This is a genomic window from Castellaniella sp. (genome assembly GCF_049651205.1).
Classification (GTDB): Bacteria; Pseudomonadota; Gammaproteobacteria; order Burkholderiales; family Burkholderiaceae_B; genus Castellaniella.
In genome coordinates this window covers 133,537-158,099 of record NZ_JBASBR010000013.1, presented here as the reverse complement: position 1 = coordinate 158,099, position 24,563 = coordinate 133,537, and the positions used below count along the sequence as shown (strand labels likewise).

The window sequence follows — 24,563 nt, the reverse complement described above, 5'->3', positions numbered from 1 at the left end:
CATGGAACTCAAGCTCCTGAACGATCAGGGTCAATCCTCGGCCACCGTGGCCGGCGCCGATGACATCTTCGGTCGCGAATTCAACGAAGCGCTGGTGCACCAGATTGTCGTGGCCTACCAGGCCAACGCACGCATGGGTAACCGCGCCCAGAAAAACCGCGAGACGGTTAAGCACTCCACCAAGAAGCCCTGGCGTCAAAAAGGAACTGGTCGTGCCCGCTCCGGTATGACTTCCTCGCCGATCTGGCGTGGGGGTGGTCGTGCATTCCCCAACTCGCCCGAAGAGAACTTCAGCCATAAGGTCAACAAGAAAATGTACCGCGCCGGTTTGCGTGCCATTTTCTCCCAACTGGTCCGCGAAGACCGTCTGGCCGTGGTTGAATCCTTCTCTCTCGAGGCCCCCAAGACCAAGCTTGCTTCCAGCAAACTCAAGGATCTGGGGATCACCGAGTCCGTCCTGATCATCACTGATGCCATGGACGAAAACGTCTATCTCGCGACGCGCAACCTGCCCCATGTGGCAGTGATCGAAACGCGCTACGCCGATCCGCTGTCCCTGGTGCACTACAAGAAAGTGTTGGTCACCAAGGCTGCGATCGCCCAACTCGAGGAGTTGCTGGGATGAATGCCGAACGTCTGATGCAAATCATTCTGGCACCCGTGGTTACTGAAAAGTCCACGATGGTTGCCGAAAAAAACAACCAGGTCGCTTTCCGCGTCGTGGCTGATGCCACCAAGCCCGAAATCAAGGCTGCCGTCGAACTCCTGTTCAAGGTCGAAGTTGATTCCGTGCAGGTTGCCAACCGCAAGGGCAAAGAAAAGCGTTTCGGCCGTTTCATTGGTCGTCGTCGCAACGAGCGCAAGGCCTATGTGTCCCTTAAGGCAGGCCAGGAAATCGACTTTACGGAGGTGAACTAAATGCCGCTGATTAAAGTCAAACCGACATCCGCCGGCCGCCGGGGCATGGTCAAGGTTGTGCACCCCGAGCTGCACAAAGGCCCGGCCTATGCACCCCTGCTTGAATCCCAATCCCGCGGTTCCGGCCGTAACAACAATGGCCACATCACTGTGCGCCATCGGGGTGGTGGTCACAAGCAGCACTACCGCATGGTTGATTTCCGTCGCAACAAAGATGGCATCGTCGCCCGCGTCGAGCGCCTCGAATACGACCCCAACCGTACGGCTCACCTGGCACTGCTGTGCTACGCCGACGGCGAGCGTCGTTACATCATTGCGCCCCGTGGTCTGCAGGTTGGTGCAACGGTCGTATCCGGCAGCGATGCCCCGATCCGTTCGGGCAACACCTTGCCGATCCGTGCCATTCCTGTGGGTTCCACCATCCACTGCATCGAGATGCAGCCTGGCAAGGGTGCCCAGATCGCGCGTTCCGCAGGTGCTTCGGCTGTCCTGCTGGCCCGCGAAGGCGTGTACGCCCAGGTTCGTCTGCGCTCCGGTGAAGTTCGCCGCGTGCACATCGACTGCCGTGCCACCATTGGTGAAGTCGGCAACAGCGACCACAGCTTGCGACAAATCGGTAAAGCCGGTGCTGTCCGCTGGCGCGGTGTGCGTCCTACCGTTCGTGGCGTCGCCATGAACCCGGTGGATCACCCGCATGGTGGTGGTGAAGGCCGCACCGGCGAAGGCCGCGAACCCGTCAGCCCGTGGGGTACTCCCGCCAAGGGCTACCGGACCCGTCGTAACAAGCGCACAGACAATATGATTGTCTCGCGCCGCAAGCGCAAATAAGGGGCGAACACAATGTCACGTTCGATCAAGAAAGGCCCATTCGTCGATGCGCATCTGATCAAAAAGGTCGATGCCGCCGTCGGGGGCAAGGAAAAGAAGCCGATCAAGACCTGGTCGCGTCGTTCCACCATTTTGCCCGAGTTCATCGGGTTGACCATTGCCGTGCATAACGGTCGTCAGCATGTGCCCGTTTACATCAACGAGAACATGGTCGGCCATAAACTCGGCGAATTTGCCCTGACGCGTACCTTCAAGGGTCACGCGGCAGACAAAAAGGCCAAGAGGTAAGCCATGGAAACCACCGCAGTCATTCGCGGCGTCCATATTTCCGCCCAAAAGACCCGCCTGGTGGCGGATCTGATCCGCGGAAAGTCCGTGGCGCACGCCCTCAATATCCTGAATTTCAGCCCCAAGAAGGCCGCAGGCATCCTCAAGAAGGCGCTTGAATCGGCCATCGCCAATGCTGAGCACAACGACGGTGCCGACATCGACGAGCTGAAAATCACCACCATTTATGTCGACAAAGCTCAGTCGATGAAGCGTTTCTCTGCCCGTGCAAAGGGGCGTGGTAACCGCATCGAGAAACAGACCTGCCACATCGTGGTTAAGGTCGGGGCCTAAGGAGTCGCAATGGGACAGAAAATCCACCCAACCGGTTTCCGCCTGGCGGTCAACCACAACTGGACTTCCCGCTGGTACGCCAACGACAAGGTCTACGGCAGCATGCTGGCCGAAGATATCCGTGTCCGCGAGTACCTCAAGAAGAAACTTAAAAGCGCTTCTGTCGGTCGCGTCATCATCGAGCGTCCTGCCAAGAATGCCCGCATTACCATTTATTCGGCACGTCCGGGTGTGGTGATCGGCCGTCGCGGCGAAGACATCGAAACACTGAAGTCCGATCTGCAGCGCCTGATGGGCGTGCCTGTGCACGTCAACATCGAGGAAATCCGCAAGCCCGAAACCGATGCCCAGCTGGTTGCCGATTCTATCGCCCAACAGCTCGAAAAGCGCATCATGTTCCGCCGGGCCATGAAGCGTGCGATGCAAAACGCCATGCGTCTGGGTGCCCAGGGCATCAAGATCATGTCGTCGGGCCGCCTCAACGGCATCGAAATCGCCCGCACCGAATGGTACCGCGAAGGCCGTGTGCCCCTGCACACACTGCGCGCACACATCGACTACGGCACGTCCGAAGCCCAAACCACGTACGGCATCATTGGTATCAAGGTCTGGGTCTACAAGGGCGATATGCTGCCCAACGGCGACTTCCCCGTTGAAACCGCCGCCCCGCGCGACGAAGAGCGCCGGCCCCGCCGCGCACCGCGTAGCGACCGTCCTGGCCGCCCCGGTGGCCGTGGCCGTGGTCCGCGCCGTGACGCCGCTTCGGCAGCGCCCGCGTCTGAAGGAGAATAAACCATGCTGTCACCCTCTCGCAGGAAATACCGCAAAGAGCAAAAAGGCCGCAACACGGGCCTGGCGACGCGCGGTACCAATGTTTCTTTTGGCGAATACGGCCTTAAGTCCACCGATCGCGGCCGCCTGACAGCTCGCCAGATCGAGGCTGCTCGTCGTGCCATTAACCGTCACATCAAGCGCGGCGGTCGTATCTGGATCCGGATCTTCCCGGACAAGCCCATCTCGCAAAAGCCCGCCGAAGTCCGGATGGGTAAAGGCAAGGGCAATCCAGAGTACTGGGTCGCTGAAATTCAACCTGGCAAGGTGCTGTACGAAATGGAAGGCGTGTCCGAAGACGTGGCACGCGAAGCATTCCGTCTGGCCGCCGCCAAGCTGCCCCTGCGCACGACCTTCGTGTCGCGTCGTGTGGGCGCCTAAGGGGTATACATATGAAAGCCAGTGAACTGCGCGAAAAAGACGCCGCCGGGCTCCAGACCGAGCTCGAGAGCCTGCTGAAGGCACACTTCAACCTGCGCATGCAGCGTGCCACTCAGCAGCTTTCCAACACCAGCCAGCTGGGCAAAGTGCGTCGCGATATCGCGCGCATCCGCACCATCATGACTGAGAACGCAGGAAAGTAATATGACAACCGAAATCCAAAAAGACACCGTCAAGCGTCAACGCACGCTGGTCGGCAAGGTCGTCAGCAACAAAATGGACAAAACCGTTGTGGTCAGTGTCCAAACCCGCGTGAAGCACCCCGTACTGGGCAAATTCGTCAACCGCACTGCCAAATACAAGGCGCACGACGAGTCCAACCAATACAACGAGGGCGACACCGTGGAAATCGCCGAAGGCCGTCCCATCTCCAAGTCCAAATCCTGGAAGGTGGTTCGTCTGGTCGAAGCCGTGCGCGTCATCTGATCGCACGCTTTCGGGGGCCTGCAAGGCCCTGCGCCAGCCAGTAGTACCAACAAGCCCTGCGCAAGCGGGGCTTGTGCATTTCACGCTGCCTGCCGTGACCACATTCCGGTAACATAATGCCTGTTCAAAGATTCGGGAATCGATGATGAAAGCCTTGAGAATACTTAGTGCCTTTGCGCTGCTGGCGGCAAGCAGCCTGCTGGTTCTGCCGGTGCAGGCGGCCGACGCCTGGCCTGCCAAGACAATCCGTATCCTTGTGCCGTTTGGGCCAGGCTCTACACCCGATACCATGGCGCGCATGACGGCCGATTATATCGGGCCCAAACTGGGTGTGCCGGTGGTGGTCGAGAACAAGGCCGGGGCCGGTGGCAATATCGGTACCGCTGCCATGGCCAAGGCCGACCCCGATGGCTATACCTTTGGCATCACCATCTCCGGGCCGCTGGCTGCCAATACGGTGCTGTTCCCCAATCTGCCGTACAAGCCTGCCCAGGATCTCGATCTCCTGACCATTGCTGCCACGCAACCCAGTGTGCTGGTGGTGTCTCCCAGCCTCGGCGTCAATGATGTGGATGGCTTGCTGAAAGCGCTTCGCGCCAAACCAGGCGACTACAATTATGGGTCGATGGGCGTGGGCAGCATCTCGCATCTGGCGATGGCCGCGCTGGCGGCGGCCAGTGGCACCGATATCGTGCACGTGCCGTATGCCAGCTCCTCCAAGGTTGTCACCTCCATTTTGTCTGGCGAAACCCAGATGGGCATTTTGCCGGCCGCTGCCGTGATGGAGCAGGTAAAGGCGGGCAAGATCAAGGCACTGGCGGTTGCCACGGCCAAGCGTTCTACCATCCTGCCAGATCTGCCCACATTGGCCGAGAGTGGCGTGTCCGGCATCGAAGCCGACGCCTGGATGGGATTCGTGGCACCTCACGGTACGCCGCAGGCCATAGAAGATCGCTTCACTGCAGAAGTCGTGGCGATGCTTAAGGATCCCGCCATCGTCAAGAAACTGGCCAACTTGCACGAAGAGCCCGTTGCCAGCACCCCAGCCGAAATGAAAGCGGTGGTGCAGGGCGATCTGGACCGCTGGACCCCCGTGATCAAGGCCAACAACATTCGCTTCGACCAGTAATCTGATGGTATTGCCAGCCTCTCCCGTGGCCACCGGATACGTACCGTGCGCCTGAAGATCCGTCATCAGCCGGATTTCTGGGCAGGGGCCTTGTTTGTGTGTGTGGGGCTGGCGTTTGCGCTGGGGGCACAACACTACCCGATGGGCCGTGCAGCGCGCATGGGCCCCGCGTACTTCCCCACGCTGCTGGGGGTGTGCCTGGTGCTCATGGGGGTGTTGCTGGCCTGGCAGGCCTGTCGGCCTGATGCTACCAGCGCCAAGGTTACGTCACCCGATTGGCGGGTAGCAGCAGTAGTGTTGGGGGCTGTGTGTCTGTTTGCCCTTACGCTGCCCTGGCTTGGTGTACTGCCCGCTGTTTTTCTGCTGGCCTTTGTGGGCAGCATGGCCGCCCATGATTTCAGCTGGAAGGTGGCAGCTGGGGTCGGGCTGGGCATGATGCTGTTTGTTTGGCTGGTGTTCATCAAGGGCCTGGGGCTGGTGTTTCCCGCCGGCCTGCTGGGTTAGGGCTGATATCCATGGAGTGGCTCGATCACCTGGCGTTGGGGCTTTCTGTTGCCCTCAGCCTGCAGAATCTTACTTACTGTCTGTTGGGGTGTCTGCTGGGCACACTGATTGGCGTGCTGCCGGGCATTGGGCCGGTACCCACCATTGCGATGCTGCTGCCCATTACGTATGTATTGCCGCCAGAGGCTGGCCTGATCATGCTGGCCGGCATCTACTATGGTGCGCAGTATGGGGGCTCCACTACGGCCATCCTGGTGGCTTTACCAGGAGAAACCTCCTCGGTGGTCTCTGTGCTGGATGGCTATCAGATGGCCAAAGCAGGGCGGGCGGGTGCTGCCCTGGCCATCGCGGCGCTGGGTTCTTTTTTTGCCGGCTGTGTGGCTACGGTGCTGCTGGCGGCTTTTGCACCCTTGCTGGCACAGATCGCCTTCAAGTTTGGGCCCGCCGAATACTTCTCTCTGATGGTGCTGGGGCTGCTGGCGGCTGTGGTCATGGCGTCAGGGTCACTCCTTAAAGCCATTGGCATGACCCTCCTGGGCCTGACGCTGGGGATGATTGGCACCGATGTGAACTCCGGCATGCCGCGGTTTGATCTGGGCTTCCTCAAGTTGCAGGATGGCCTGGATTTCGCGGTGGTGGCCATGGGGATTTTCGGTCTGGCAGAGATTATCGGCAATCTTGAACAACGCGAGCGCCGGGTCAGCGTGATGGGCAAGGTGGGCTCGCTGTACCCTAACCGAAAAGAGTTCAAAGAGGCCTGGCCGGCCAGCGTGCGCGGCACGCTGCTGGGCTCGGTACTGGGCATTTTGCCTGGAGGCGGTGCGGTGCTGTCCTCGTTTGCCTCCTACACCCTCGAGAAAAAAATCTCGCACGAGCCACAACGCTTTGGCAAGGGACATCCCGCAGGCCTGGCCGGCCCAGAATCGGCCAACAATGCCGCCTCGCAAACTTCGTTTATCCCCCTGCTGACGCTCGGTATTCCCGGCAATGCGGTCACTGCCCTGATGCTGGGTGCCATGATCATCCATGATGTTCAGCCTGGCCCACGCGTGATGACTGCGCACCCCGAGGTGTTCTGGGGGCTGGTGGTCTCCATGTGGGTTGGCAACCTGATGCTGGTGATTCTTAATCTGCCGCTGATCGGGCTGTGGGTGAAGCTACTTAAACTGCCTTATCGCGTGCTGTTTCCGGCCATTTTGGTGTTTTGCTCGATTGGTGTCTATTCACTCGACAACAGCCTGTTTGATGTCTGGATGCTGGCGTTCTTTGGCGCAGCAGGGTATCTTTGGACACGGCTTGGTTGCGAATCCGCCCCCCTGCTGTTGGGGCTGGTGCTCGGAGAAATGATGGAAGAAAATTTCCGCCGGGCGCTGCTGCTTTCCCGCGGTGATTTCACAACCTTCATCACCCGGCCGGTGTCCCTGTCGTTATTGCTGGTGGCCGCAGGCCTGCTGGTTCTGATTGCCGTCCCGGTGATTCGCCGCAAACGCGACGAAGCTTTCGTCGAAGAGTAAGCCTCATCGCTCTTCTGGTCGCCCCTCCTGCTTGCCCGGAGCACTGCTGATGCGTTACTCACGTCGCTGGATTCCTTCCGTTTTCTTGTCTGTGTTGCTGGCTGGCTGTGTCACGCAGCCCAACCAGGCACCTTCTGTTCAGTTGGATGCCCATCCGGCGCCCCTCTCTACGGCACCGGTGACGCCCGCTGTCACCACAGCGGCGGCGGCAGCCTACGATTTCGACCGGGATATTTTTCATCCTGTGGTGGCGCGTCATGGCATGGTGGTGTCCGAACAGGCGCTGGCCAGCCAGGCAGGCCTGGCCATGCTGGCCGCAGGTGGAAATGCTGTGGATGCCGCAGTGGCCGTGGGCTTTGCCTTGGCGGTGGTCTTGCCCAATGCGGGTAATCTGGGTGGCGGCGGCTTCATGATGGTGCATACCGCCTCCGATGGCCGTGACATTGCGTTGGATTTTCGCGAGATGGCGCCCGGTCATGCCTCCCGGGACATGTATCTGGATGCGCAAGGCAAGGTGGTGGGCGGACGGTCGCTCTTTACGCATTTGGCCGTGGGTGTCCCCGGCAGTGTGGCCGGCCTTGCCCATGCACAGCAGCAATGGGGCCAGCTGCCGCTGGCACAGGTAATGGCACCCGCCATCCGCTTGGCCGATCGTGGCTTTGCAGTCAGCCAGACTCTGGCGGAAACCCTTGAGAAAAGCCGTAAAACCATGGGGCAATGGCCAGCTACCCGGGCGATTTTCTGGCAGGACGGCCAACCTCTAAAGGCAGGCAGCTGGCTGATGCAAAAGGATCTGGCGCAATCCCTGCGCCTGATTGCCGCGCAGGGCCCAAAAGCCTTTTATCAGGGCCCGATTGGCCAGAAAATCGTGGCTGAGATGGCGCGGCATGGCGGCCTGATTACCGCACAAGACCTCGCCCAGTATCGGGCCGTCGAGCGCACCCCGATTGCCGGCGAGTATCGCGGCTATCGGGTGCTGGCCATGCCGCCGCCCAGCTCCGGGGGCATCCACCTGGTGCAGATCCTCAACATGATGGAAAACTGGCCCATCCGCCAGTGGGGGTCGGGCAGTGCACAAACCATCCATCATATGGTCGAGGCCATGAAGCGAGCCTACGCCGATCGCTCTGAATACCTGGGTGATACCGATTTTGTGGATGTCCCTGTGTCGGGGCTGGTGTCCAAGGCCTACGCCCGCCAGCTGGTCAGCAAGATCAATGCAACGCATGCCACCCCATCCTCGCAGATCAAACCGGGAACCCCACAGCCTTACGAAAGTGATCAAACCACACATTATTCGGTGGTGGATGCGGCTGGCAACGCAGTGGCGGTTACCTATACCTTGAACACCCATTTTGGCAGCGGCATTGTGGCTGCCGGCACCGGGATTTTGCTAAACAACGAGATGGATGATTTCTCGGCCAAGCCAGGGGTGGCCAATGTGTATGGCCTGATTGGCGGTGAGGCCAATGCCATTGCACCGGGCAAACGCCCGCTGTCATCCATGACCCCAACCATTGTGCTCAAGGATGGCCGCCCCTGGCTGGTCACTGGCAGCCCGGGTGGCGCCCGCATCATCACCACTGTGCTCGAAACCGTGGTGGATGCCATCGATTTTGATATGAACCCCGCCGAAGCGGCAGCCACCCCGCGGTTCCATCACCAGTGGTGGCCAGACGAGCTGCGTATCGAGAAAGGTTTCAGCCCGGATACCCTGGCCCTGTTGCGCCAGTATGGGCACCATATCGTGCTTAAACCCACCATGGGCAAAACCGAAACCATCCAGGTGCAAGATGGGCTTCTGTACGGGGCCTCCGACCCCCGCAATCCGGATGGTGCTGCGATGGGCCGCTAAGCAGCGGTTCTGCGAAAACACCTGGTTTGGCCGGGTGCAAACGGGCTATGACGCGGCTGGCCGGTGTGCCTGCTACGTTGCTGCACCCGGCATGTCGTGTGGCCCAGACAGCCGGCCCCGGATCGGGTAGCATGGCAGCTACCCTCACTGTCTGGTTTCTTAGCGATGGATATCACCTGTTTCGACGACCTTCTTCAGGCTGCCCGCCAGCAGCCCGAGCCCCAGCGCCTGCTGTTTGTGTTTGCCACCAGTGCCGTACCAGACGACGCCACGCCGGCACAAAAAGCCAGCCACATGCGCGGCCAGGGCGGCGAGCTTACCCCCCTGTTGTGCGTCGATAAAACGCCTGATCAGCTCACCGATTTTGCCGCGCTGGCAGATGAGTCGCGTACCACGGGGCAGGCAGACTGGCAGGTGGTGTTTGTCGCGGCCATGGCCGATCAATCGGCCTACCTGCCGGATAACAAGGATGTGGATCTCGCGTTTCAGCGGATGACGCAAATGATCAAGTATGGTTCAGTAAGCTCGTTGCTGGCCTTTGATCGCGCGGGCGATCCGCTGGTGTTTGGCGCTGCCTGACGGCCGGCTGCCTTATTTTTTGCTGGCTTCGTTACGCAGTTCTTTGCGCAAAATCTTGCCCACGTTGCTGCGCGGGAGATCTTCGCGAAACTCTACAAACTTGGGCACCTTGTAGCCTGTCAGCAGTTTGCGGCAATGGGCGATGACGTCTGCTTCAGTAAGCGACGGATCCTTGCGAATGACATACAGCTTGACGACTTCGCCTGAGGCCCCGTTAGGCACCCCAACCGCGGCAGCCTCGAGGATGCCGGGGTGTTCGATCGCGGCAGCCTCAACTTCATTGGGATACACGTTAAACCCGGACACCAGGATCATGTCTTTTTTGCGATCCAGCAAAAAGACATAGCCTTTATCGTCCATGTAACCGATATCGCCGGTAAGCAGCCAGCCATCTGCGTCGAATACCTTGGCGGTTTCTTCCGGGCGGTTCCAGTATCCCGATGTTACCTGGGGGCCCTTTACGCAGATTTCGCCGGATTCACCAATCGCCATGTCACGATTGTCGGTACGCACGGCCACCAGTGTAGAGGATACGGGCAGGCCGATTGAGCCATTGAAATCCACCTTGTCCAGTGGGTTGATGGTGACCGCCGGTGAGGTCTCGGTCAGGCCGTAAGCCTGTGCAATCGGTTTGCCGGTGAGTTTCAGCCAGCGCTGGGCGATTGCCTCTTGTACCGCCATGCCCCCACCCAGCGTCAGGTTTAGATGGCTGAAATCCAGCCTGGCAAACTGCGGGTTGTTCAGCAGGGCATTAAATAGCGTATTGACGCCGGTAAGCGCCGTAAATTTGACGGTGCCGAGCTCTTTGATAAAGCCTGGGATATCGCGTGGGTTGACGATCAAGAGGTTGCTGGCACCCAGCTTCATGAAGGTCAGGCAATTGGCTGTCAGGGCGAAGATATGATAGAGCGGCAAGGCTGTCACGATGCATTCGCGCTCGCCCTGGCAAAAAGGTTTTACCCAGCTATGGGCCTGGCACACGTTGGCCACCAGGTTGCCGTGGCTAAGCATGGCGCCTTTGGCTACGCCTGTGGTGCCCCCCGTATATTGCAGGGCGGCCAGGTCTTTGGCTGTCAGGGTGGGGCGCTGGAGGTTTGCGCGCGCACCGGCCGCCAGGGCATCACGCAGACGCACCGTGTTGGCGATTGTCCAGGCGGGTACCAGCTTCTTGACATAGCGCACCACGAGGTCGGTAATCAAGGCCTTGGGAAACCCCAGCATCTCGCCCAGTGACGTTACCACCACCCGTTGCACGTCTGTGCCTGGCATGGCTTCTTGCAGTGTGTGTGCAAAGTTTTCGGCTACCACCACCGTGGTGGCACCAGAGTCAGTCAGCTGGTGGTGAAGCTCGTGGGGGGTGTACAGTGGGTTGGTGTTGACCACCACGGCGCCGGCCATCAGGGTGCCAAACAGGCACACGGGATACTGCAAAAGATTGGGCATCATCAGGGCTACACGGTCGCCCTGTCCAACTCCTTGCGACTGCAGCCATGCCGCAAACGCCTGGGCTTTCTGGTGCGTTTGCGCATAGCTGAGAGACACCCCCATGCTGATGTAGGCCGTGTTGTTGCCATACTTCCGGCAGCTTTCCTCAAACATGTCCACCAGCGAAGCGTAGGCCTCGGCCTGGTCGGTGATGTCGGCCGGCACGCCTTCAGGATAGTGTTTCAGCCAGATGGGTTCCATGGTGGTGTTCCTTATTGCAATCGCGAAAATCAGTTGGCGGTGGATGTTTTGCCCAGCAGGGCCTGTTTCAGGGATTCCTGGGCAGGGACGTCGCCCAGCCACACCTTAAGCAATGCCGCAGAGAACCGGGGGTCGCCGACCTCACCCAGTGCCTTGCCCTTGAATGATACCGAGACCTTACCCTGCTGGAAATAAATGTCCACCCGATCGCCCGATGCGCCCTCGCCACCGGTCTTCATAAAAGCTTCAAAATGATTGATCGTGTCTTTCATGGCAGCCAGGTCGGCTTCACTGTTATTGGCCTTGAGGCCATCGTTTAGCGCGTCGGTGAGGGCCTTGCTGTTGATGTCGCGCAGCAGGGTCAGGCGCAGCAGTTGCGTATCGGCACTGTTCACGATGGCGGTGGCGTCCTGGCTGGCCTGAGGGCGATACAGGGCTGCCACATACACATGAAACACAAAACGCTGGCGCAGGCCGGCGCCATTTAGCACCAGCGATTGGCCGGCAACTGTTTCCTGGGTGGGCACCTCGACGTTGGAAATAGTCAGGGCCTGCACTGCCGGCGCGGCACACAGGCCCGCCAATGCCAGCAGCCCGCCGGCCAAGGCCACACGGGCCTGTGAAATCAAGCACTTCTTCATACAGAGTCTCCTGCTGCGCGTGCACGCAACTTGTGATGTTTGTACCAGGCCTTATCGGCCAGGTAGACCGTTCTTTGCACTTCGGTATGGACAGTCCCGTCAGGCCCTTTAAGCTCAACCGGATAGGTCCGTTCGGTTTCATGATCGCGCGCCAGTGTGTCGCGAATATCCTGCAGCTCGGCTTCAGACAGATCAAAATCTGCCATGACGGCGGTGAAGGCAGGCCGGCGGTAGCGGATTGTGGCCGCTTTATCCCACACAATGACATCCGGCCCCAATCGGGCCATCAGCATGCCGGCGTGCACACCGTCGGTTACCGCAAACAGCGAGCCTCCATAAATGGAGCCCACCAGATTGCGCGTGCGCCGGGTAAGCGCCAGGCGCACACGGATGTGCAGCAGATCCGGAGACACTGCTATCACCCGGCCACCCGTGGCGCGAAATGCCGGGTGCAGGTTAAAGCCGGTGCGCATCACCCGCGCCCGCCACCGGGGTGACAGGCGCGATAACTGCGAAAGTTTCATGTCAGTGCCCCGCCAAGATGCCAGAGTGACGGGGGTGCAACAGACGGGACACTGGGTTCACGCAGGCTCCGCTTAGAAACGGTGGGAGAACTGCACGCCGATCAGATCGGCACTGCTCTTGTAATCACCCTTCAGCGTGCCCGCATCAGTAGAAGAGGTGTTGTTGACGGAAGTGCTCTTCACGAAGAGGTGGGCGTAACCGATATCCACGCTGGTGGCCTTGCTGAAGTTGTACTTTGCACCCAGCGAGACCCAATAGCGGTCGTTGTCAGGCAGAGATGAAGGGCGATAGGTGTCGCTTTGCACGGGAGACTGATCCCAGGCCACACCACCCTTGAACGTCCAGCTGTCGCTGTAGCGGTAATGCGCACCCAAGGCCACCCGCCAGGAGTCTTCAAAGCGAAGATCCAGTGTGGAATCAGGCAAGCCCGCGCTTTTGATCTTCAGCTCGGGGATGCTGCTCCAGCCGGTCCACGACACGTCACCCAGCAAGGTCCAGCGGTCGTTCAGATTGTGCACGACGCTGAAGATGGCAGTATCAGGCAGCTCGACAGAGGTCTCGGCGTTGTGAGCGCCGATGATGCCCGTTTGTGTGAGGGCACCGGCTGCCGTTGGGTTGAGAGTCCGGTTGCTTAATGTCGTTGTGCCGTCTGCATCGATCTTGACCTTGGAGCGGTAGGACAGGCCAAAGCGGGTGGCTGGCGTCGCTTGCCACAGGATGCCGGCGTTCCAGCCCCAGGCATCGCCCTTGGCTTTGACGCGAGCTTCCATATCACCTGTGCCGAGGAGTCCCATCGTCGGATGGATAGCGGCGGCATACTGCGCCTTGCGATAGTCCGCATCCAGTTGCATCCAGTTTAGGCCCAGCCCGAACGACAGGGTATCGGTGGCCTTGAAGGCGATGGATGGGTTGATATTGATGCTTTCAATCGAGAATTTCTCGGAGTGGTAACGACCTGCCCAGCCCTTTTCATAATCCGTCATCAGACCAAACGGTGCACCCACGCCCAGGCCCACCCACCACTGAGGGGTCAGCTCCCAGGTAAAGTAGGCATTGGGGGCCACGCCCCACTTGCCGGCGTTGCCGCCATCGCCGCCTGTTCCGGTCGCAAAGCCGCCCAATGGGCCTAGCGGTTTGCCACCTGCGGTTGTCGGCCCTGTACTGCCGCCATCCGAGAACTCAAAATTTGGCTTGATGGCCACGGCGCCGGCGCTGACGTTCATGCCGGGCAATAGCGTCATGGCGGCGGGGTTGTAGTACACCGTGCTGGCGTCTTCGCCCAATGCGGCAGAGCCCGCATAGGCCGCGCCCAGGCCACTGCCGTTTTGTTCGAGCAGCTGAAAACCGGCCGCATGGGCGGCGCCAACGCTGCCCAGGCCGATGATCAGGGCGGATAAGGTCTTGATCGAGTGATGCAACTTCATGATGTCTTCTCCATGAGTGGATAGATGGGCATTGGCCCGGCAAAATTTTGGGCGTGCAGATCCCCATGCGGTGCAGGCCTGCATCGCAGAAGTCACACGTTTAGGCGTGCAAAACCCCCCGCCGTGCCAGCGGCACAGCGTGAAAAATGGGTTTTAGAGGGGAACCGGCGTTAGTCCGGCATCAGATCGGGATCAGCCATTTCCTGGTTTCATGGAATCCCCCTGAAGCGGTGAAGAGGCATGTCGGCCGGACGCCGGGTGGGCGGTAGGGTCGGGCGAAGAAAAGTCTTGACCGGCCTTTTGGCCGGACGTGGCAGATTGCGTGCCGGCCAGTGGCGCGCGCAGCCCTCCCAACAGAAACGACATCAGGCGTTCCAGCAGGGCGTCGGCGTCCTGAAGATTTATATCCTGGCCATGCAGGTTCATCACTTGGCTGGAGCTGTCTGCACCCATGATTGCGTAGGCAGTGGCTCCCAGCATAAAGTGAAAGCGCCAGACAATCTCGGCTTCGGGTACTGCGGGTAGGGCTTTTAGCAAGGCGCGGGTAAACCGGTGTGCCACCACCGTGCGCTCAGCCTCGAACAGTGCGTTGATGGCGCCATTGGGATCAGACACATTGCAGCTTTGCAACGGCATAAACGCCCTGCGCTCTGCTCCTGCGCTGCAGGCATGGCGCACCAAGGGCCCAAAATAGGCCTCGACGATGGCTGAGGGTTTAAGTGGTTGCCCGGCAGACTGGGCTTCGAGCCCGTCAAGAATTTGCAGACGCTCGGTGTTCAGGGCGTCGAGGCGACGTTGAAAAACAGCTTCAATCAGGGCATCTTTGGAGCCAAAGTGGTAATTAACGGCAGACAGGTTTACGTCTGCGGCTTTTGTGATTTGCCGCATGGACGTTTTGTCATGCCCTTGTTTGGCAAACAGATGTTCTGCCGCATCCAGGATGGCGTCACGAGTGAGGGATGATCGAGTAATGGTCATGTGTAGTTCAAACGTTTGTTTTAAAACTATACACAAGCTGCCCTGAAACGGTATCCGTGTTACCCCTTAGATCCCATAATTCCCCAGAGCGTGCTGTGTGATTCTTGGGATTTCGCAGCGCAAAGGATACACTTTCGAGATTCTTTGGACAGAGTGATAGGATCCATCATGGCCTCAGTGCGACAATTACTGGTGATTTCTTCGCTGGTGATCGCCTGTATATTGATCAGTATGTTGGCTGTGGGGGCGCGCCTGATGGATCGTCAACTAGATGCACAGCTGCAGACAGATGGCGAAAACGCGGTCGCCACCCTGGCGCTTCTTATTAGTGCACAGCCTAACGCTCCGGCGCGTGCGCGTGTGCTGGATGCTGCGTTTCAGCAGGGGCGCTTCTCCCAGATGGCCTTACAAACGCCCGGGGGCTCTTTCGAGTTTCAGGCGCGGCGGCCAGACACGGCCCTGGCAGAGGCGCCTCGATGGTTCAGCGCCATGGCAGGCATTCAGCCTCACGAGGCTTCTCGCCAGGTGCCCGAGGTGGGCAAGCTTTCGCTGGTACTGGATAGCCGCCCGGCCCAGGATGCCATGTGGGCGCATATGATGCAGTGGCTGTGGCTGGCCTTGGGGATTGCGGCGTTTTGGGCACTGTTTTTGGCGGCGTTGCTGTCGCGGCTACGTCGCGCGTTTGCTGATAAGCTGCTTGCAGAAACCCCTGAAATCAAGATCAAGGATACCGAGCCCGCCGAAGACGCCGAGCTCCTGGATGACGTTCGTGAACGCGTCTCGCCGTCCATGGACGAGCAGATGGCCCGTATCGAGCAGCTGGAGATCGAGCTCAATCGTGACCCCGTCACCGGGCTGGCCAATCGCGCGTTTTTCCTTAATGAGCTCAAGCGGGTGCTGCGTGACGATTCCCGCCAGGGGGCGGTCAGTGGCTATATCTTGCTGGTACGCCAGCGCGATATGGCCCGCCTGCAAAACCAGAGCGATCGCCAGGAGATCGATGATTGGCTGCGTCTGTTGGGCTCGCGCCTGGTTGAGGTTCTGGCAGAGTACCCCAAGGCGCGTGCCTTGCCCGCCCGTCTTAATGGGGCGGATTTTGTGATTCTGTTTCCGGTGGGCGGTGGTCCAGAGGTTATGCGGCCAGTGCAGCGCCTGCATGTGCTGTTTGAAACCCTACGCGTCAAACTTGATAGTCAAAACCTGTCGCGATGGGCATTTGCCCTGACGGATTACACCGTACAGTGCACACCCAAAGAGGTCCTCACTCGTCTGGACCTGGCCCTGATGTGCGCGGAAAGTGCTGGCCACACCGAGGTCGAATTTCTGTCGCATGCCGACCACCAAGCCGGTGAACTGCGGATGGGGGAAGCTTCCTGGCGCACCCTGATTTCTCAGGCACTGGATAACGACCGCTTGTCGCTGGATGTTCGCCGGATCCAGTACCAGGGCGACGATATCACCGAGCGTCACGAGGCCTCGTTGCGGCTTCAGGAGGATGATCCGGCGCAGCCCAGTATGTCGGGTTATTTGTTTATGCCTGCCGCGGCCCGTCTCGGCCTGTCCTCGGATTGCGATATGCGGGCGCTGGCCCTGGCGCTCAGTTGGCTGGGCGAACATCCAGGATTGCTGGTCATCCGTATGTCGATCTCCTCAGTTCTGGATACCCAGTATCTGGATGAGATGCGTCAGGTGTGTGCGTTTGCCGATCCTGCGCTCCTTGCGCGTTTGGTCATCGAGCTTGATGCCTACGGATTAAGCCGTCACCTCAAGGACTTCAAGGCGTTTAGTGAAGGCATCACCGAAATGGGCATCCAGATCGGCTTGCGCGGGTTGGATCAGGAGCCCGATGCCCTACGTAAAATCCATGAAGCCAACTTCAGCTATGTAAAACTGGGGGGTAGTTTTGTGCACGAACTTCTGTCCAGCCCGGGCGGCGTGCAAATGATGGTGGCAGTAACCGAAACCGCCATTGGCATGGGCATGCGAGTATATATCGACGACGCCGAAGACGAGGCTACCCGACAAATGGTGATGGAGTATGGCGCCCTGGTGCGGGAGACCTGAGGGTTTTTTGCGACGGTGCAGGTGTTTCACTTGCATATGCCTTTGTATTTTGTCTATAATTGCTGTCTTGGCGTATCTGCCGGATGCATTTTGTTTTGGGCTTACCCAACCACTTTGGGGCAAAAGCACATTACAGATGGTAATCGGCAGGGCCAAGTTGGTAGTCTCGTTTATGCGCAAGATCATCTTGCACAAACAAGAATTTCAACCCAGAGCCCGTGCGCAGCTAGCTGTGCCGGCTTGACGGGACCAAAACTGGCTGCGTTGTCTTGGGCAAGTGCTCTGGGTAACGTTGTTAAGTTGGAACAGGAAAAATCATGATCCAAATGCAGACCACGCTGAACGTGGCCGACAACACAGGTGCGCGTTCCGTCATGTGCATCAAGGTGTTGGGCGGCTCGAAGCGCCGTTATGCCGCCATCGGCGACATCATCAAGGTGTCCGTCAAAGAAGCGGCACCTCGCGGGCGCGTCAAAAAAGGCGAAATCTACAACGCTGTGGTGGTGCGTACCGCCAAGGGCGTTCGCCGCAAAGATGGCTCGCTGATCCGCTTCGGCGGTAATGCGGCCGTATTGCTCAATGCCAAACTCGAGCCCATCGGCACGCGTATCTTCGGACCGGTCACGCGCGAGCTGCGTACCGAGAAGTTCATGAAGATCGTGTCCCTGGCGCCCGAAGTGCTGTAAGGAGCCGATCATGCAAAACATTCGTAAAGGCGACGAAGTCGTCGTGCTCGCAGGCCGCGATCGCAGCCGCCGTGGCACCGTTGTGGCCCGTGTCGACGACGACCATGTGTTGGTTGAAGGCGTCAACGTTGTCAAGAAGCATGCCAAGGGTAACCCCATGGCTGGCACACCTGGCGGCATCGTCGACAAGACCCTACCCGTCCATATCTCCAATGTAGCTATCTACAACCCTGAAACCGGCAAAGCTGATCGCATCGGCGTGAAAGTTGTCGATGGTGCCAAGGTTCGTATTTTCCGTTCCAACGGCGCTGTCGTTGGCGCGAAGGCATAAGGGGCGTATTAAATGGCTCGTTTACAAGACTTTTATCGCAATCAGGTCGCTGCCGACCTTAAAGCGAAATTCGAATACAAGTCGATGATGGAAGTGCCGCGCATCACCAAGATCACGCTCAATATGGGTGTGTCCGAGGCTGTTGCCGACAAAAAAATTATCGAAAATGCCGTGGGCGACATGACCAAAATCGCTGGTCAAAAGCCTGTAGTCACCAAAACCCGCAAAGCAATTGCCGGGTTCAAGATCCGCGAAGACTATCCCATCGGCTGCATGGTTACCCTGCGCGGCCAACGGATGTACGAGTTCCTGGATCGCCTGGTTTCGGTGGCTCTGCCGCGTGTCCGCGACTTCCGTGGTGTGTCCGGCCGTGCATTCGATGGCCGCGGCAACTACAACATTGGTGTTAAAGAGCAGATCATCTTCCCGGAAATCGAGTACGACAAAATCGATGCCGTGCGCGGGATGAACATCAGCATCACCACCACCGCCAAAACTGACGAGGAAGCCAAGGCGCTGTTAAGCGCATTCAGCTTCCCCTTCCGCAACTAAGGGGCTGACGTGGCAAAACTTTCCCTCATCAATCGCGATATCAAACGCGCCAAGCTGGCAGAGAAATTTGCAGCAAAGCGCTCCGCACTGAAAGCTGTCATCGCTGATCAGTCTAAATCCGACGAAGAACGCTATCAGGCTCGCCTGGCTCTGCAACAACTGCCCCGCAATGCCAGCCCTACCCGCCAGCGCAACCGCTGCGTGGTCACGGGTCGTCCTCGCGGTGTGTTCAGCAAGTTTGGGCTGACGCGCCACAAACTGCGTGAAATGGCCATGCGCGGCGAAGTGCCGGGCATGACCAAGGCCAGCTGGTAGGAGAACCACACATGAGCATGAGCGATCCCATCGCCGATATGCTGACCCGCGTGCGTAACGCGCAAATGGTCAACAAGACATCGGTTTCCATGCCCTCCTCGAAGCTAAAGGCTGCTATCGCAGCTGTGCTGAAAGACGAAGGCTACATCGAAGATTTCCGCGTGGCCGGCGAGCAAGCCAAGCCCCAGTTGGAAATCACGCTTAAATATTATGCCGGCCGTCCGGTCATCGAGCGCATCGACCGCGTCTCGCGTCCTGGCCTGCGTATCTACAAGAGCAGCGTCACCATTCCTCAGGTCATGAACGGCCTGGGTGTGGCAATCGTTTCTACCCCCCGTGGCGTCATGACAGACCGCAAGGCCCGTGCCACCGGTGTGGGCGGCGAAGTGCTCTGCTACGTGGCATAAGGGGATATCACACTATGTCACGTATCGCCAAATATCCCGTTGCGTTGCCCAAGGGCGTCGAAGCTACCATCAGTGCCGGTCAGATCTCCGTCAAGGGGCCGCTGGGCACGCTGGTTCAGTCGCTGGATGGTAACGTCCGCATCTCCCAAGAAGACGGTCAGCTGTCGTTTGCTGTTGCCAACGACTCCCGTCAGGCCAAGGCCATGTCCGGCACCGTGCGTGCGCTGGTCAACAATATGGTCACTGGCGTCAGTGCTGGTTTCGAGCGTCGCCTCAATCTGGTGGGTGTGGGTTTCCGCGCCCAGCTCCAAGGCAACGCACTGAAACTGCAACTGGGTTTCTCCCACGACATCCTGCATGAGATCCCCGAAGGGATCAAAATCGAGTGCCCCACCCAGACCGAAGTCGTGGTCAAGGGCGCCAACAAGCAGGTCGTCGGTCAGGTTGCCGCCGAAATCCGTGCCTACCGCGAACCCGAACCCTATAAGGGCAAGGGCGTACGGTACTCGGACGAGCGCGTCATCCTGAAGGAAACCAAGAAAAAATAAGCACGCAGGCAAGGACGAATCATGGACAAGAAACTCTCCCGTTTGCGTCGTGCTGCGGCAACCCGCCGCAAGATTCACGAGCTGCGCGTACACCGTTTGTCGGTGCACCGCACGAATCTGCACATCTACGCCAACATCATTTCGCCGGAAGGCGACCGGGTGCTCGTTAGCGCCTCGACGCTTGAGCCCGAAGTCCGCAAGGAACTCGCCAGCCAACAGGCTACTGGGGGCAATACCGCCGCCGCCAGCCTGATCGGCAAGCGTGTGGCTGAGAAGGCCAAGGCTGCCGGCATCGAACTCGTCGCCTTCGACCGTTCGGGCTTCCGTTACCATGGCCGCGTCAAGGCGCTGGCCGAAGCCGCGCGTGAAGCCGGCTTGAAGTTCTAAGGGAATCACATGGCTAAAGCACAAGGCAAGCACGCCAACGATCAAGAACGCGACGATGGCATGCGCGAAAAGATGATTGCGGTCAACCGCGTCAGCAAAGTCGTCAAGGGTGGTCGCACCATGAGCTTCGCAGCACTGACCGTGGTTGGTGACGGCGATGGCCGTATCGGCATGGGCAAGGGCAAGGCCCGCGAAGTGCCCGTGGCGGTGCAAAAGGCAATGGAACAGGCCCGTCGCGGCCTGGTCAAGGTTGCTCTCAAAAATGGTACGTTGCATCACACGGTTGTTGGCAAGCACGGGGCATCTACTGTCCTGATCTCGCCGGCTGCAGAGGGTACCGGCGTTATCGCTGGCGGCCCGATGCGTGCGATCTTCGAGGTGATGGGTGTGCGTAACGTCGTGGCCAAAAGCCTCGGCTCAAGCAACCCCTACAACATGGTGCGCGCCACACTAAATGGCCTGCGCGCCTGCTCCACCCCGTCGGAAATCGCTGCCAAGCGCGGTAAAACCGTCGAAGAAATTCTGGGGTAAGTCATGGCACAAAAGCAAATCAAAGTCACGCTCGTGCGCTCTGTGATCGGCACCCACAAGTCCCACCGCGCCACCGTGCGCGGCCTGGGTCTGGGCAAGGTTAACAGCAGCCGCGTCCTGATCGACACTCCCGAGGTGCGTGGGATGATCCGCAAGGTGGATTATCTGGTCACGGTCTCGGAAGCCTGAACAAAGGAATTCAGATGTCCATTACTCAACTGAATACGATTGCACCGGCCGAAGGCGCCAAACGGGCCCGCCGTCGCGTGGGCCGCGGCATCGGTTCTGGCCTGGGCAAGACGGCCGGTCGCGGCCACAAAGGTCAGCGCTCCCGTGCCGGTGGTTTCCACAAGGTCGGTTTCGAAGGCGGTCAAATGCCGTTGCAACGTCGCTTGCCCAAGCGCGGCTTTACGCCCCTGGGTCGCCACCTGCGTGCCGAGATCCGTCTGTCTGATCTCCAGGCGCTGCCCATCGATGAAGTCGATGTTCAGATCCTGAAAGCTGCTGGCCTGGTGGGCGAACTCGTCCGCTATGTCAAGGTGATCAAGTCTGGCGAGCTCAGCCGCAAGGTTTCGCTCAAGGGCATCAACGCGACGGCCGGCGCTCGTGCTGCGATCGAAGCCGCCGGCGGTACGCTGGCGTAAGGGGCAGCAGTGGCGAAAGCTCAGGCACACAAGTCTAGTGCGGGATACGGCGATCTCAAACGTCGCATCCTGTTCCTTGTACTGGCGATGATCGTCTATCGCATGGGGACTCACATCCCTGTGCCGGGCATCAATCCTGATTCGCTGGCGGATCTGTTTCAACAAAACCAGGGCGGTATTCTGGGCTTGTTCAACATGTTCTCCGGTGGCGCCCTCGAACGCTTCTCGGTGCTTGCACTGGGGATCATGCCGTACATCTCGGCAGCGATTATCATGCAGCTGCTGGCTGTTGTGGTGCCAACGCTCGAGGCCATCAAAAAAGAAGGCCAGTCCGGGCAGCGCAAGATTACACAGTACACGCGGTATGGCACAGTATTTCTGGCCCTGTTTCAGGCCATCGGCATCTCGGTCGCCCTCGAATCTCAGCCTGGGCTGGTGATTGATCCCGGCCTGATGTTCCGCTTCGTCACCATCGTCACGCTGGTTACGGGTGCGATGTTCCTGATGTGGTTGGGCGAGCAAATCACCGAACGGGGTTTGGGCAACGGCATCTCGCTGCTGATCTTCGCCGGTATCGTGGCAGGTTTGCCGGGTGCGTTGGGCGGTATGCTGGATCTGGTTCGTACCGACTCCATGTCAGTGCTGTCAGCCATATTCATTCTGGCTCTGGTGGTTGCAGTCACGTATTTCGTGGTCTATGTAGAGCGCGGTCAACGCCGCATTACGGTCAACTACGCCAAGCGCCAGGTGGGCAACAAGCTGTATGGTGGGCAGTCGTCCCATCTGCCGCTCAAGCTCAATATGTCCGGGGTGATTCCGCCGATCTTCGCATCGTCCATCATTCTGTTGCCGGCAACCATTACCAGCTGGTTTTCCAGCAACCCGAATATGCGTTGGCTGGGAGATCTCGCTGCGGCGCTATCGCCTCGTCAACCCTTGTATGTCACGCTGTATTCTGGTCTGATCATTTTCTTCTGCTTTTTCTATACGGCCTTGGTGTTCAACAGCCGCGAAACGGCCGACAACCTGAAGAAAAGTGGTGCCTTTGTGCCCGGGATCCGTCCCGGCGAGCAAACCGCCCGCTTTATCGACAAGATCCTGATGCGCTTGACGCTGTCGGGGGCCATCTATGTCACTTTAGTTTGTTTGCTGCCCGAACTCATGCAGATGCGCTGGAACGTGCCGTTTTATTTCGGTGGCACTTCATTGCTGATTATTGTCGTTGTTGCCATGGATTTCATGGCCCAGGCTCAGGCCTACGTCATGTCTCAACAGTATGATTCGCTGCTCCGGAAGGCCAACTTCAAGGGCTCGGGTCTTCCAATGCGCTAATTGATCATGTCCAAGGACGACGTTATTCAGATGCAAGGGGAGGTTGTCGAGAACCTTCCCAACGCAACGTTTCGTGTCAAGCTGGAAAACGGCCACATGGTGTTAGGCCATATTTCGGGCAAGATGCGTATGCACTATATCCGGATCCTTCCGGGCGATAAAGTCACAGTGGAGCTCACGCCCTATGACTTATCGCGCGCCAGGATAGTTTTCCGCTCCAAATAGGCGGCCGGTCAAAAACCAGGAGAATCCCATGAAGGTAATGGCATCGGTAAAGCGGATCTGCCGCAACTGTAAAATCATTAAACGTCACGGCGTGGTGCGTGTCATCTGCACCGACCCGCGTCACAAGCAACGCCAAGGCTAAGGCCGGGCACCACGGATTTCACGAGGAACAGTCATGGCCCGTATTGCTGGCATTAATATTCCGCCGCATCAACACGCCGAGATCGGCTTGACCGCAATTTTTGGTATCGGACGCACACGTGCCCGCAAAATTTGCGAAGCCACCGGTATCGAATATTCCAAAAAGATCAAAGATCTGACCGATGCTGAACTTGAGAAAGTTCGCGAGCAGGTTCACTCCTTCACCGTTGAAGGGGATCTGCGTCGCGAGGTTCAGCTGTCGATCAAGCGCCTGATCGACCTTGGTACGTATCGTGGCATGCGCCACAAGCGCGGTCTGCCGGTTCGCGGTCAGCGTACCCGCACCAACGCACGCACCCGTAAGGGCCCGCGTCGCGCCGCTGCGTCCCTGAAGAAATAACAAGGAACCAATATGGCCAAAGCACAAGCCGGCGGCACTCGTGTCCGCAAGAAAGTCAAAAAGAACGTCGCTGACGGGATTGCACACGTCCACGCGTCGTTCAACAACACCATCATCACCATCACCGATCGTCAGGGCAATGCCCTGTCGTGGGCGACATCGGGTGGCGCAGGGTTCAAGGGTTCACGTAAATCCACTCCTTTTGCCGCTCAGGTTGCTGCCGAGTCCGCTGGCCGCGTGGCCCAGGAATACGGCATCAAGACGCTCGAAGTCCGCATCAAGGGCCCCGGTCCGGGCCGCGAGTCTTCTGTGCGTGCCCTGAATGCCTTGGGGATCCGCATCTCCAGCATTTCCGATATCACGCCGGTGCCGCATAACGGCTGCCGTCCGCCCAAGCGTCGTCGTATCTAAGGGGAACATCTTGGCTCGTTATACTGGACCCAAATGCAAGCTCTCGCGTCGCGAGGGTACCGATCTGTTCCTGAAAAGCGCCCGCCGCTCGCTGGATTCCAAGTGCAAACTTGAATCCAAGCCCGGTCAGCATGGCCGCACTTCAGGTTCCCGCACCTCCGATTTCGGTCTGCAGCTGCGTGAGAAACAGAAACTCAAGCGTATGTACGGTGTGCTCGAAAAGCAATTCCGCCGCTACTTCGAAGAAGCCGAGCGCCGTCATGGCAACACCGGCGAAACCCTGATCCAGCTGCTCGAATCGCGTCTGGATAACGTGGTGTATCGCATGGGCTTTGGCTCTACCCGCGCCGAAGCGCGTCAGCTGGTCAACCACCGTGCCATCGAGCTCAATGGCCACACTGCTGATATCGCTTCGATGTTGGTCAAGGCCGGCGACGTCGTGTCGATTCGCGAAAAGGCAAAAAGCCAAAATCGCATCAAAGAAGCCTTCGACCTCGCCAGCGGCAACGGTTTGCCTCAGTGGGTTGAGGTAGATTCCGGCAAGTTGTCCGGCATCTACAAGCAGGCGCCTGATCGCGTTGACGTCGCACACGACATCAACGAATCGATGGTCGTCGAGCTCTACTCACGTTGATAGCTTCTGGGTGGCCATACGCCACCCCGCAGAGCCCGGGCATCGTCCGGGTACT

At 58.9% G+C, this 24,563-nt stretch carries 36 protein-coding genes; 31 read left to right on the top strand and 5 right to left on the bottom strand.

The features are described 5' to 3' along the window. Position 1 precedes the first annotated feature (1 nt). From rplD to WA928_RS09895, 14 genes are all read left to right on the top strand, one after another. The gene (gene rplD, locus WA928_RS09960) at positions 2-625 is read left to right on the top strand and encodes a 50S ribosomal protein L4 (protein ID WP_350382583.1); all 624 of its coding nucleotides are present in this window, start codon (positions 2-4) and stop codon (positions 623-625) included. Then, on the top strand, positions 622-918 hold the full coding sequence (rplW, locus tag WA928_RS09955) for a 50S ribosomal protein L23 (protein ID WP_350382584.1): 297 nt from the start codon (positions 622-624) through the stop codon (positions 916-918). The genes rplD and rplW overlap by 4 nt, the downstream gene beginning before the upstream one ends. Next, positions 919-1,746 carry a 50S ribosomal protein L2 gene (gene rplB / locus WA928_RS09950; RefSeq protein ID WP_350382586.1) on the top strand — a complete coding sequence of 276 codons (828 nt, stop codon included), beginning with the start codon at positions 919-921 and terminating at the stop codon, positions 1,744-1,746. A gap of 12 nt (positions 1,747-1,758) precedes the next feature. Further along, positions 1,759-2,034, top strand: coding sequence for a 30S ribosomal protein S19 (gene rpsS, locus WA928_RS09945; RefSeq protein ID WP_066454635.1), 276 nt, complete (start codon positions 1,759-1,761; stop codon positions 2,032-2,034). A gap of 3 nt (positions 2,035-2,037) precedes the next feature. Then, the gene (gene rplV / locus WA928_RS09940; RefSeq protein WP_350382588.1) at positions 2,038-2,367 is read left to right on the top strand and encodes a 50S ribosomal protein L22; all 330 of its coding nucleotides are present in this window, start codon (positions 2,038-2,040) and stop codon (positions 2,365-2,367) included. Positions 2,368-2,376: 9 nt separating this feature from the next. After that, positions 2,377-3,159 (top strand): 30S ribosomal protein S3, encoded by a 783-nt coding sequence (gene rpsC, locus WA928_RS09935; protein WP_350382590.1) that lies wholly within the window; start codon positions 2,377-2,379, stop codon positions 3,157-3,159. A 3-nt stretch (positions 3,160-3,162) separates the two neighbouring features. Continuing rightward, on the top strand, positions 3,163-3,579 hold the full coding sequence (gene rplP / locus WA928_RS09930; RefSeq protein ID WP_417275731.1) for a 50S ribosomal protein L16: 417 nt from the start codon (positions 3,163-3,165) through the stop codon (positions 3,577-3,579). A gap of 11 nt (positions 3,580-3,590) precedes the next feature. Then, on the top strand, positions 3,591-3,782 hold the full coding sequence (rpmC, locus tag WA928_RS09925) for a 50S ribosomal protein L29 (RefSeq protein ID WP_066454649.1): 192 nt from the start codon (positions 3,591-3,593) through the stop codon (positions 3,780-3,782). Position 3,783: 1 nt separating this feature from the next. Further along, on the top strand, positions 3,784-4,065 hold the full coding sequence (gene rpsQ, locus WA928_RS09920) for a 30S ribosomal protein S17 (RefSeq protein WP_417275732.1): 282 nt from the start codon (positions 3,784-3,786) through the stop codon (positions 4,063-4,065). 154 nt (positions 4,066-4,219) lie between these two features. After that, positions 4,220-5,194 (top strand): Bug family tripartite tricarboxylate transporter substrate binding protein, encoded by a 975-nt coding sequence (locus WA928_RS09915; protein ID WP_424302849.1) that lies wholly within the window; start codon positions 4,220-4,222, stop codon positions 5,192-5,194. A 45-nt stretch (positions 5,195-5,239) separates the two neighbouring features. Further along, the gene (locus WA928_RS09910) at positions 5,240-5,698 is read left to right on the top strand and encodes a tripartite tricarboxylate transporter TctB family protein (protein ID WP_424302846.1); all 459 of its coding nucleotides are present in this window, start codon (positions 5,240-5,242) and stop codon (positions 5,696-5,698) included. A gap of 11 nt (positions 5,699-5,709) precedes the next feature. Beyond that, positions 5,710-7,212, top strand: a complete 1,503-nt coding sequence (locus WA928_RS09905) for a tripartite tricarboxylate transporter permease (protein WP_417275735.1) — start codon at positions 5,710-5,712, stop codon at positions 7,210-7,212. Positions 7,213-7,261: 49 nt separating this feature from the next. Further along, complete coding sequence (gene ggt / locus WA928_RS09900) at positions 7,262-9,067, top strand: gamma-glutamyltransferase (protein ID WP_417275736.1); 1,806 nt, start codon at positions 7,262-7,264, stop codon at positions 9,065-9,067. 165 nt (positions 9,068-9,232) lie between these two features. Beyond that, positions 9,233-9,646 carry a ribonucleotide reductase subunit alpha gene (locus WA928_RS09895; protein WP_417275737.1) on the top strand — a complete coding sequence of 138 codons (414 nt, stop codon included), beginning with the start codon at positions 9,233-9,235 and terminating at the stop codon, positions 9,644-9,646. A 12-nt stretch (positions 9,647-9,658) separates the two neighbouring features. Here WA928_RS09895 and WA928_RS09890 read toward each other — a convergent pair whose 3' ends face one another. The 5 genes from WA928_RS09890 to WA928_RS09870 form a co-directional block, all read right to left on the bottom strand. Next, positions 9,659-11,332 (bottom strand): AMP-binding protein, encoded by a 1,674-nt coding sequence (locus tag WA928_RS09890; RefSeq protein WP_417275738.1) that lies wholly within the window; start codon positions 11,330-11,332, stop codon positions 9,659-9,661. A gap of 29 nt (positions 11,333-11,361) precedes the next feature. After that, on the bottom strand, positions 11,362-11,973 hold the full coding sequence (locus WA928_RS09885) for a chalcone isomerase family protein (RefSeq protein WP_417275739.1): 612 nt from the start codon (positions 11,971-11,973) through the stop codon (positions 11,362-11,364). Next, on the bottom strand, positions 11,970-12,497 hold the full coding sequence (locus tag WA928_RS09880) for a DUF4442 domain-containing protein (RefSeq protein WP_350382603.1): 528 nt from the start codon (positions 12,495-12,497) through the stop codon (positions 11,970-11,972). Before WA928_RS09880 ends, WA928_RS09885 begins: the two co-directional genes overlap by 4 nt. A 72-nt stretch (positions 12,498-12,569) precedes the next feature. After that, on the bottom strand, positions 12,570-13,922 hold the full coding sequence (locus WA928_RS09875; protein WP_424302840.1) for an OmpP1/FadL family transporter: 1,353 nt from the start codon (positions 13,920-13,922) through the stop codon (positions 12,570-12,572). Between the two features lie 192 nt (positions 13,923-14,114). Continuing rightward, complete coding sequence (locus WA928_RS09870) at positions 14,115-14,900, bottom strand: TetR/AcrR family transcriptional regulator (RefSeq protein WP_417275741.1); 786 nt, start codon at positions 14,898-14,900, stop codon at positions 14,115-14,117. A 168-nt stretch (positions 14,901-15,068) separates the two neighbouring features. Between WA928_RS09870 and WA928_RS09865 the strand changes: the two genes are divergently transcribed. The 17 genes from WA928_RS09865 (at position 15,069) to rpsD (ending at position 24,508) form a co-directional block, all read left to right on the top strand. Next, entirely contained in the window at positions 15,069-16,964 is a 1,896-nt protein-coding gene (locus tag WA928_RS09865; protein WP_424302836.1) for an EAL domain-containing protein, read from the top strand. A gap of 317 nt (positions 16,965-17,281) precedes the next feature. Next, positions 17,282-17,650, top strand: a complete 369-nt coding sequence (rplN, locus tag WA928_RS09860) for a 50S ribosomal protein L14 (protein WP_350382609.1) — start codon at positions 17,282-17,284, stop codon at positions 17,648-17,650. A 10-nt stretch (positions 17,651-17,660) separates the two neighbouring features. Next, positions 17,661-17,981, top strand: coding sequence for a 50S ribosomal protein L24 (rplX, locus tag WA928_RS09855; RefSeq protein WP_424302833.1), 321 nt, complete (start codon positions 17,661-17,663; stop codon positions 17,979-17,981). 12 nt (positions 17,982-17,993) lie between these two features. Beyond that, positions 17,994-18,533, top strand: coding sequence for a 50S ribosomal protein L5 (rplE, locus tag WA928_RS09850; RefSeq protein ID WP_424302830.1), 540 nt, complete (start codon positions 17,994-17,996; stop codon positions 18,531-18,533). Positions 18,534-18,542: 9 nt separating this feature from the next. Beyond that, positions 18,543-18,848: a 30S ribosomal protein S14 gene (rpsN, locus tag WA928_RS09845; RefSeq protein ID WP_350382614.1), complete on the top strand. Its 306-nt coding sequence runs from the start codon at positions 18,543-18,545 to the stop codon at positions 18,846-18,848. A gap of 11 nt (positions 18,849-18,859) precedes the next feature. Beyond that, positions 18,860-19,255 carry a 30S ribosomal protein S8 gene (gene rpsH / locus WA928_RS09840; protein WP_350382616.1) on the top strand — a complete coding sequence of 132 codons (396 nt, stop codon included), beginning with the start codon at positions 18,860-18,862 and terminating at the stop codon, positions 19,253-19,255. Between the two features lie 14 nt (positions 19,256-19,269). Beyond that, positions 19,270-19,803, top strand: coding sequence for a 50S ribosomal protein L6 (gene rplF / locus WA928_RS09835; protein WP_350382618.1), 534 nt, complete (start codon positions 19,270-19,272; stop codon positions 19,801-19,803). 21 nt (positions 19,804-19,824) lie between these two features. Then, positions 19,825-20,190, top strand: coding sequence for a 50S ribosomal protein L18 (gene rplR, locus WA928_RS09830; protein WP_417275742.1), 366 nt, complete (start codon positions 19,825-19,827; stop codon positions 20,188-20,190). A 9-nt stretch (positions 20,191-20,199) separates the two neighbouring features. Further along, on the top strand, positions 20,200-20,721 hold the full coding sequence (gene rpsE, locus WA928_RS09825) for a 30S ribosomal protein S5 (protein WP_350382622.1): 522 nt from the start codon (positions 20,200-20,202) through the stop codon (positions 20,719-20,721). Between the two features lie 3 nt (positions 20,722-20,724). After that, on the top strand, positions 20,725-20,910 hold the full coding sequence (gene rpmD, locus WA928_RS09820; RefSeq protein WP_066454712.1) for a 50S ribosomal protein L30: 186 nt from the start codon (positions 20,725-20,727) through the stop codon (positions 20,908-20,910). Positions 20,911-20,924: 14 nt separating this feature from the next. Then, positions 20,925-21,365 carry a 50S ribosomal protein L15 gene (gene rplO, locus WA928_RS09815; RefSeq protein WP_350382623.1) on the top strand — a complete coding sequence of 147 codons (441 nt, stop codon included), beginning with the start codon at positions 20,925-20,927 and terminating at the stop codon, positions 21,363-21,365. Positions 21,366-21,374: 9 nt separating this feature from the next. Next, positions 21,375-22,697: a preprotein translocase subunit SecY gene (secY, locus tag WA928_RS09810; protein WP_424302824.1), complete on the top strand. Its 1,323-nt coding sequence runs from the start codon at positions 21,375-21,377 to the stop codon at positions 22,695-22,697. Between the two features lie 6 nt (positions 22,698-22,703). Beyond that, the gene (gene infA / locus WA928_RS09805) at positions 22,704-22,922 is read left to right on the top strand and encodes a translation initiation factor IF-1 (RefSeq protein WP_298014710.1); all 219 of its coding nucleotides are present in this window, start codon (positions 22,704-22,706) and stop codon (positions 22,920-22,922) included. 28 nt (positions 22,923-22,950) lie between these two features. After that, entirely contained in the window at positions 22,951-23,064 is a 114-nt protein-coding gene (gene rpmJ / locus WA928_RS09800; protein WP_003805360.1) for a 50S ribosomal protein L36, read from the top strand. 33 nt (positions 23,065-23,097) lie between these two features. Then, a complete protein-coding gene (gene rpsM, locus WA928_RS09795; RefSeq protein ID WP_350382626.1) occupies positions 23,098-23,463 on the top strand; it encodes a 30S ribosomal protein S13 in 366 nt (121 codons plus the stop codon). Positions 23,464-23,475: 12 nt separating this feature from the next. Continuing rightward, entirely contained in the window at positions 23,476-23,874 is a 399-nt protein-coding gene (gene rpsK, locus WA928_RS09790; RefSeq protein ID WP_350382627.1) for a 30S ribosomal protein S11, read from the top strand. A gap of 10 nt (positions 23,875-23,884) precedes the next feature. Further along, complete coding sequence (gene rpsD, locus WA928_RS09785; protein WP_424302819.1) at positions 23,885-24,508, top strand: 30S ribosomal protein S4; 624 nt, start codon at positions 23,885-23,887, stop codon at positions 24,506-24,508. Positions 24,509-24,563: the final 55 nt, after the last annotated feature.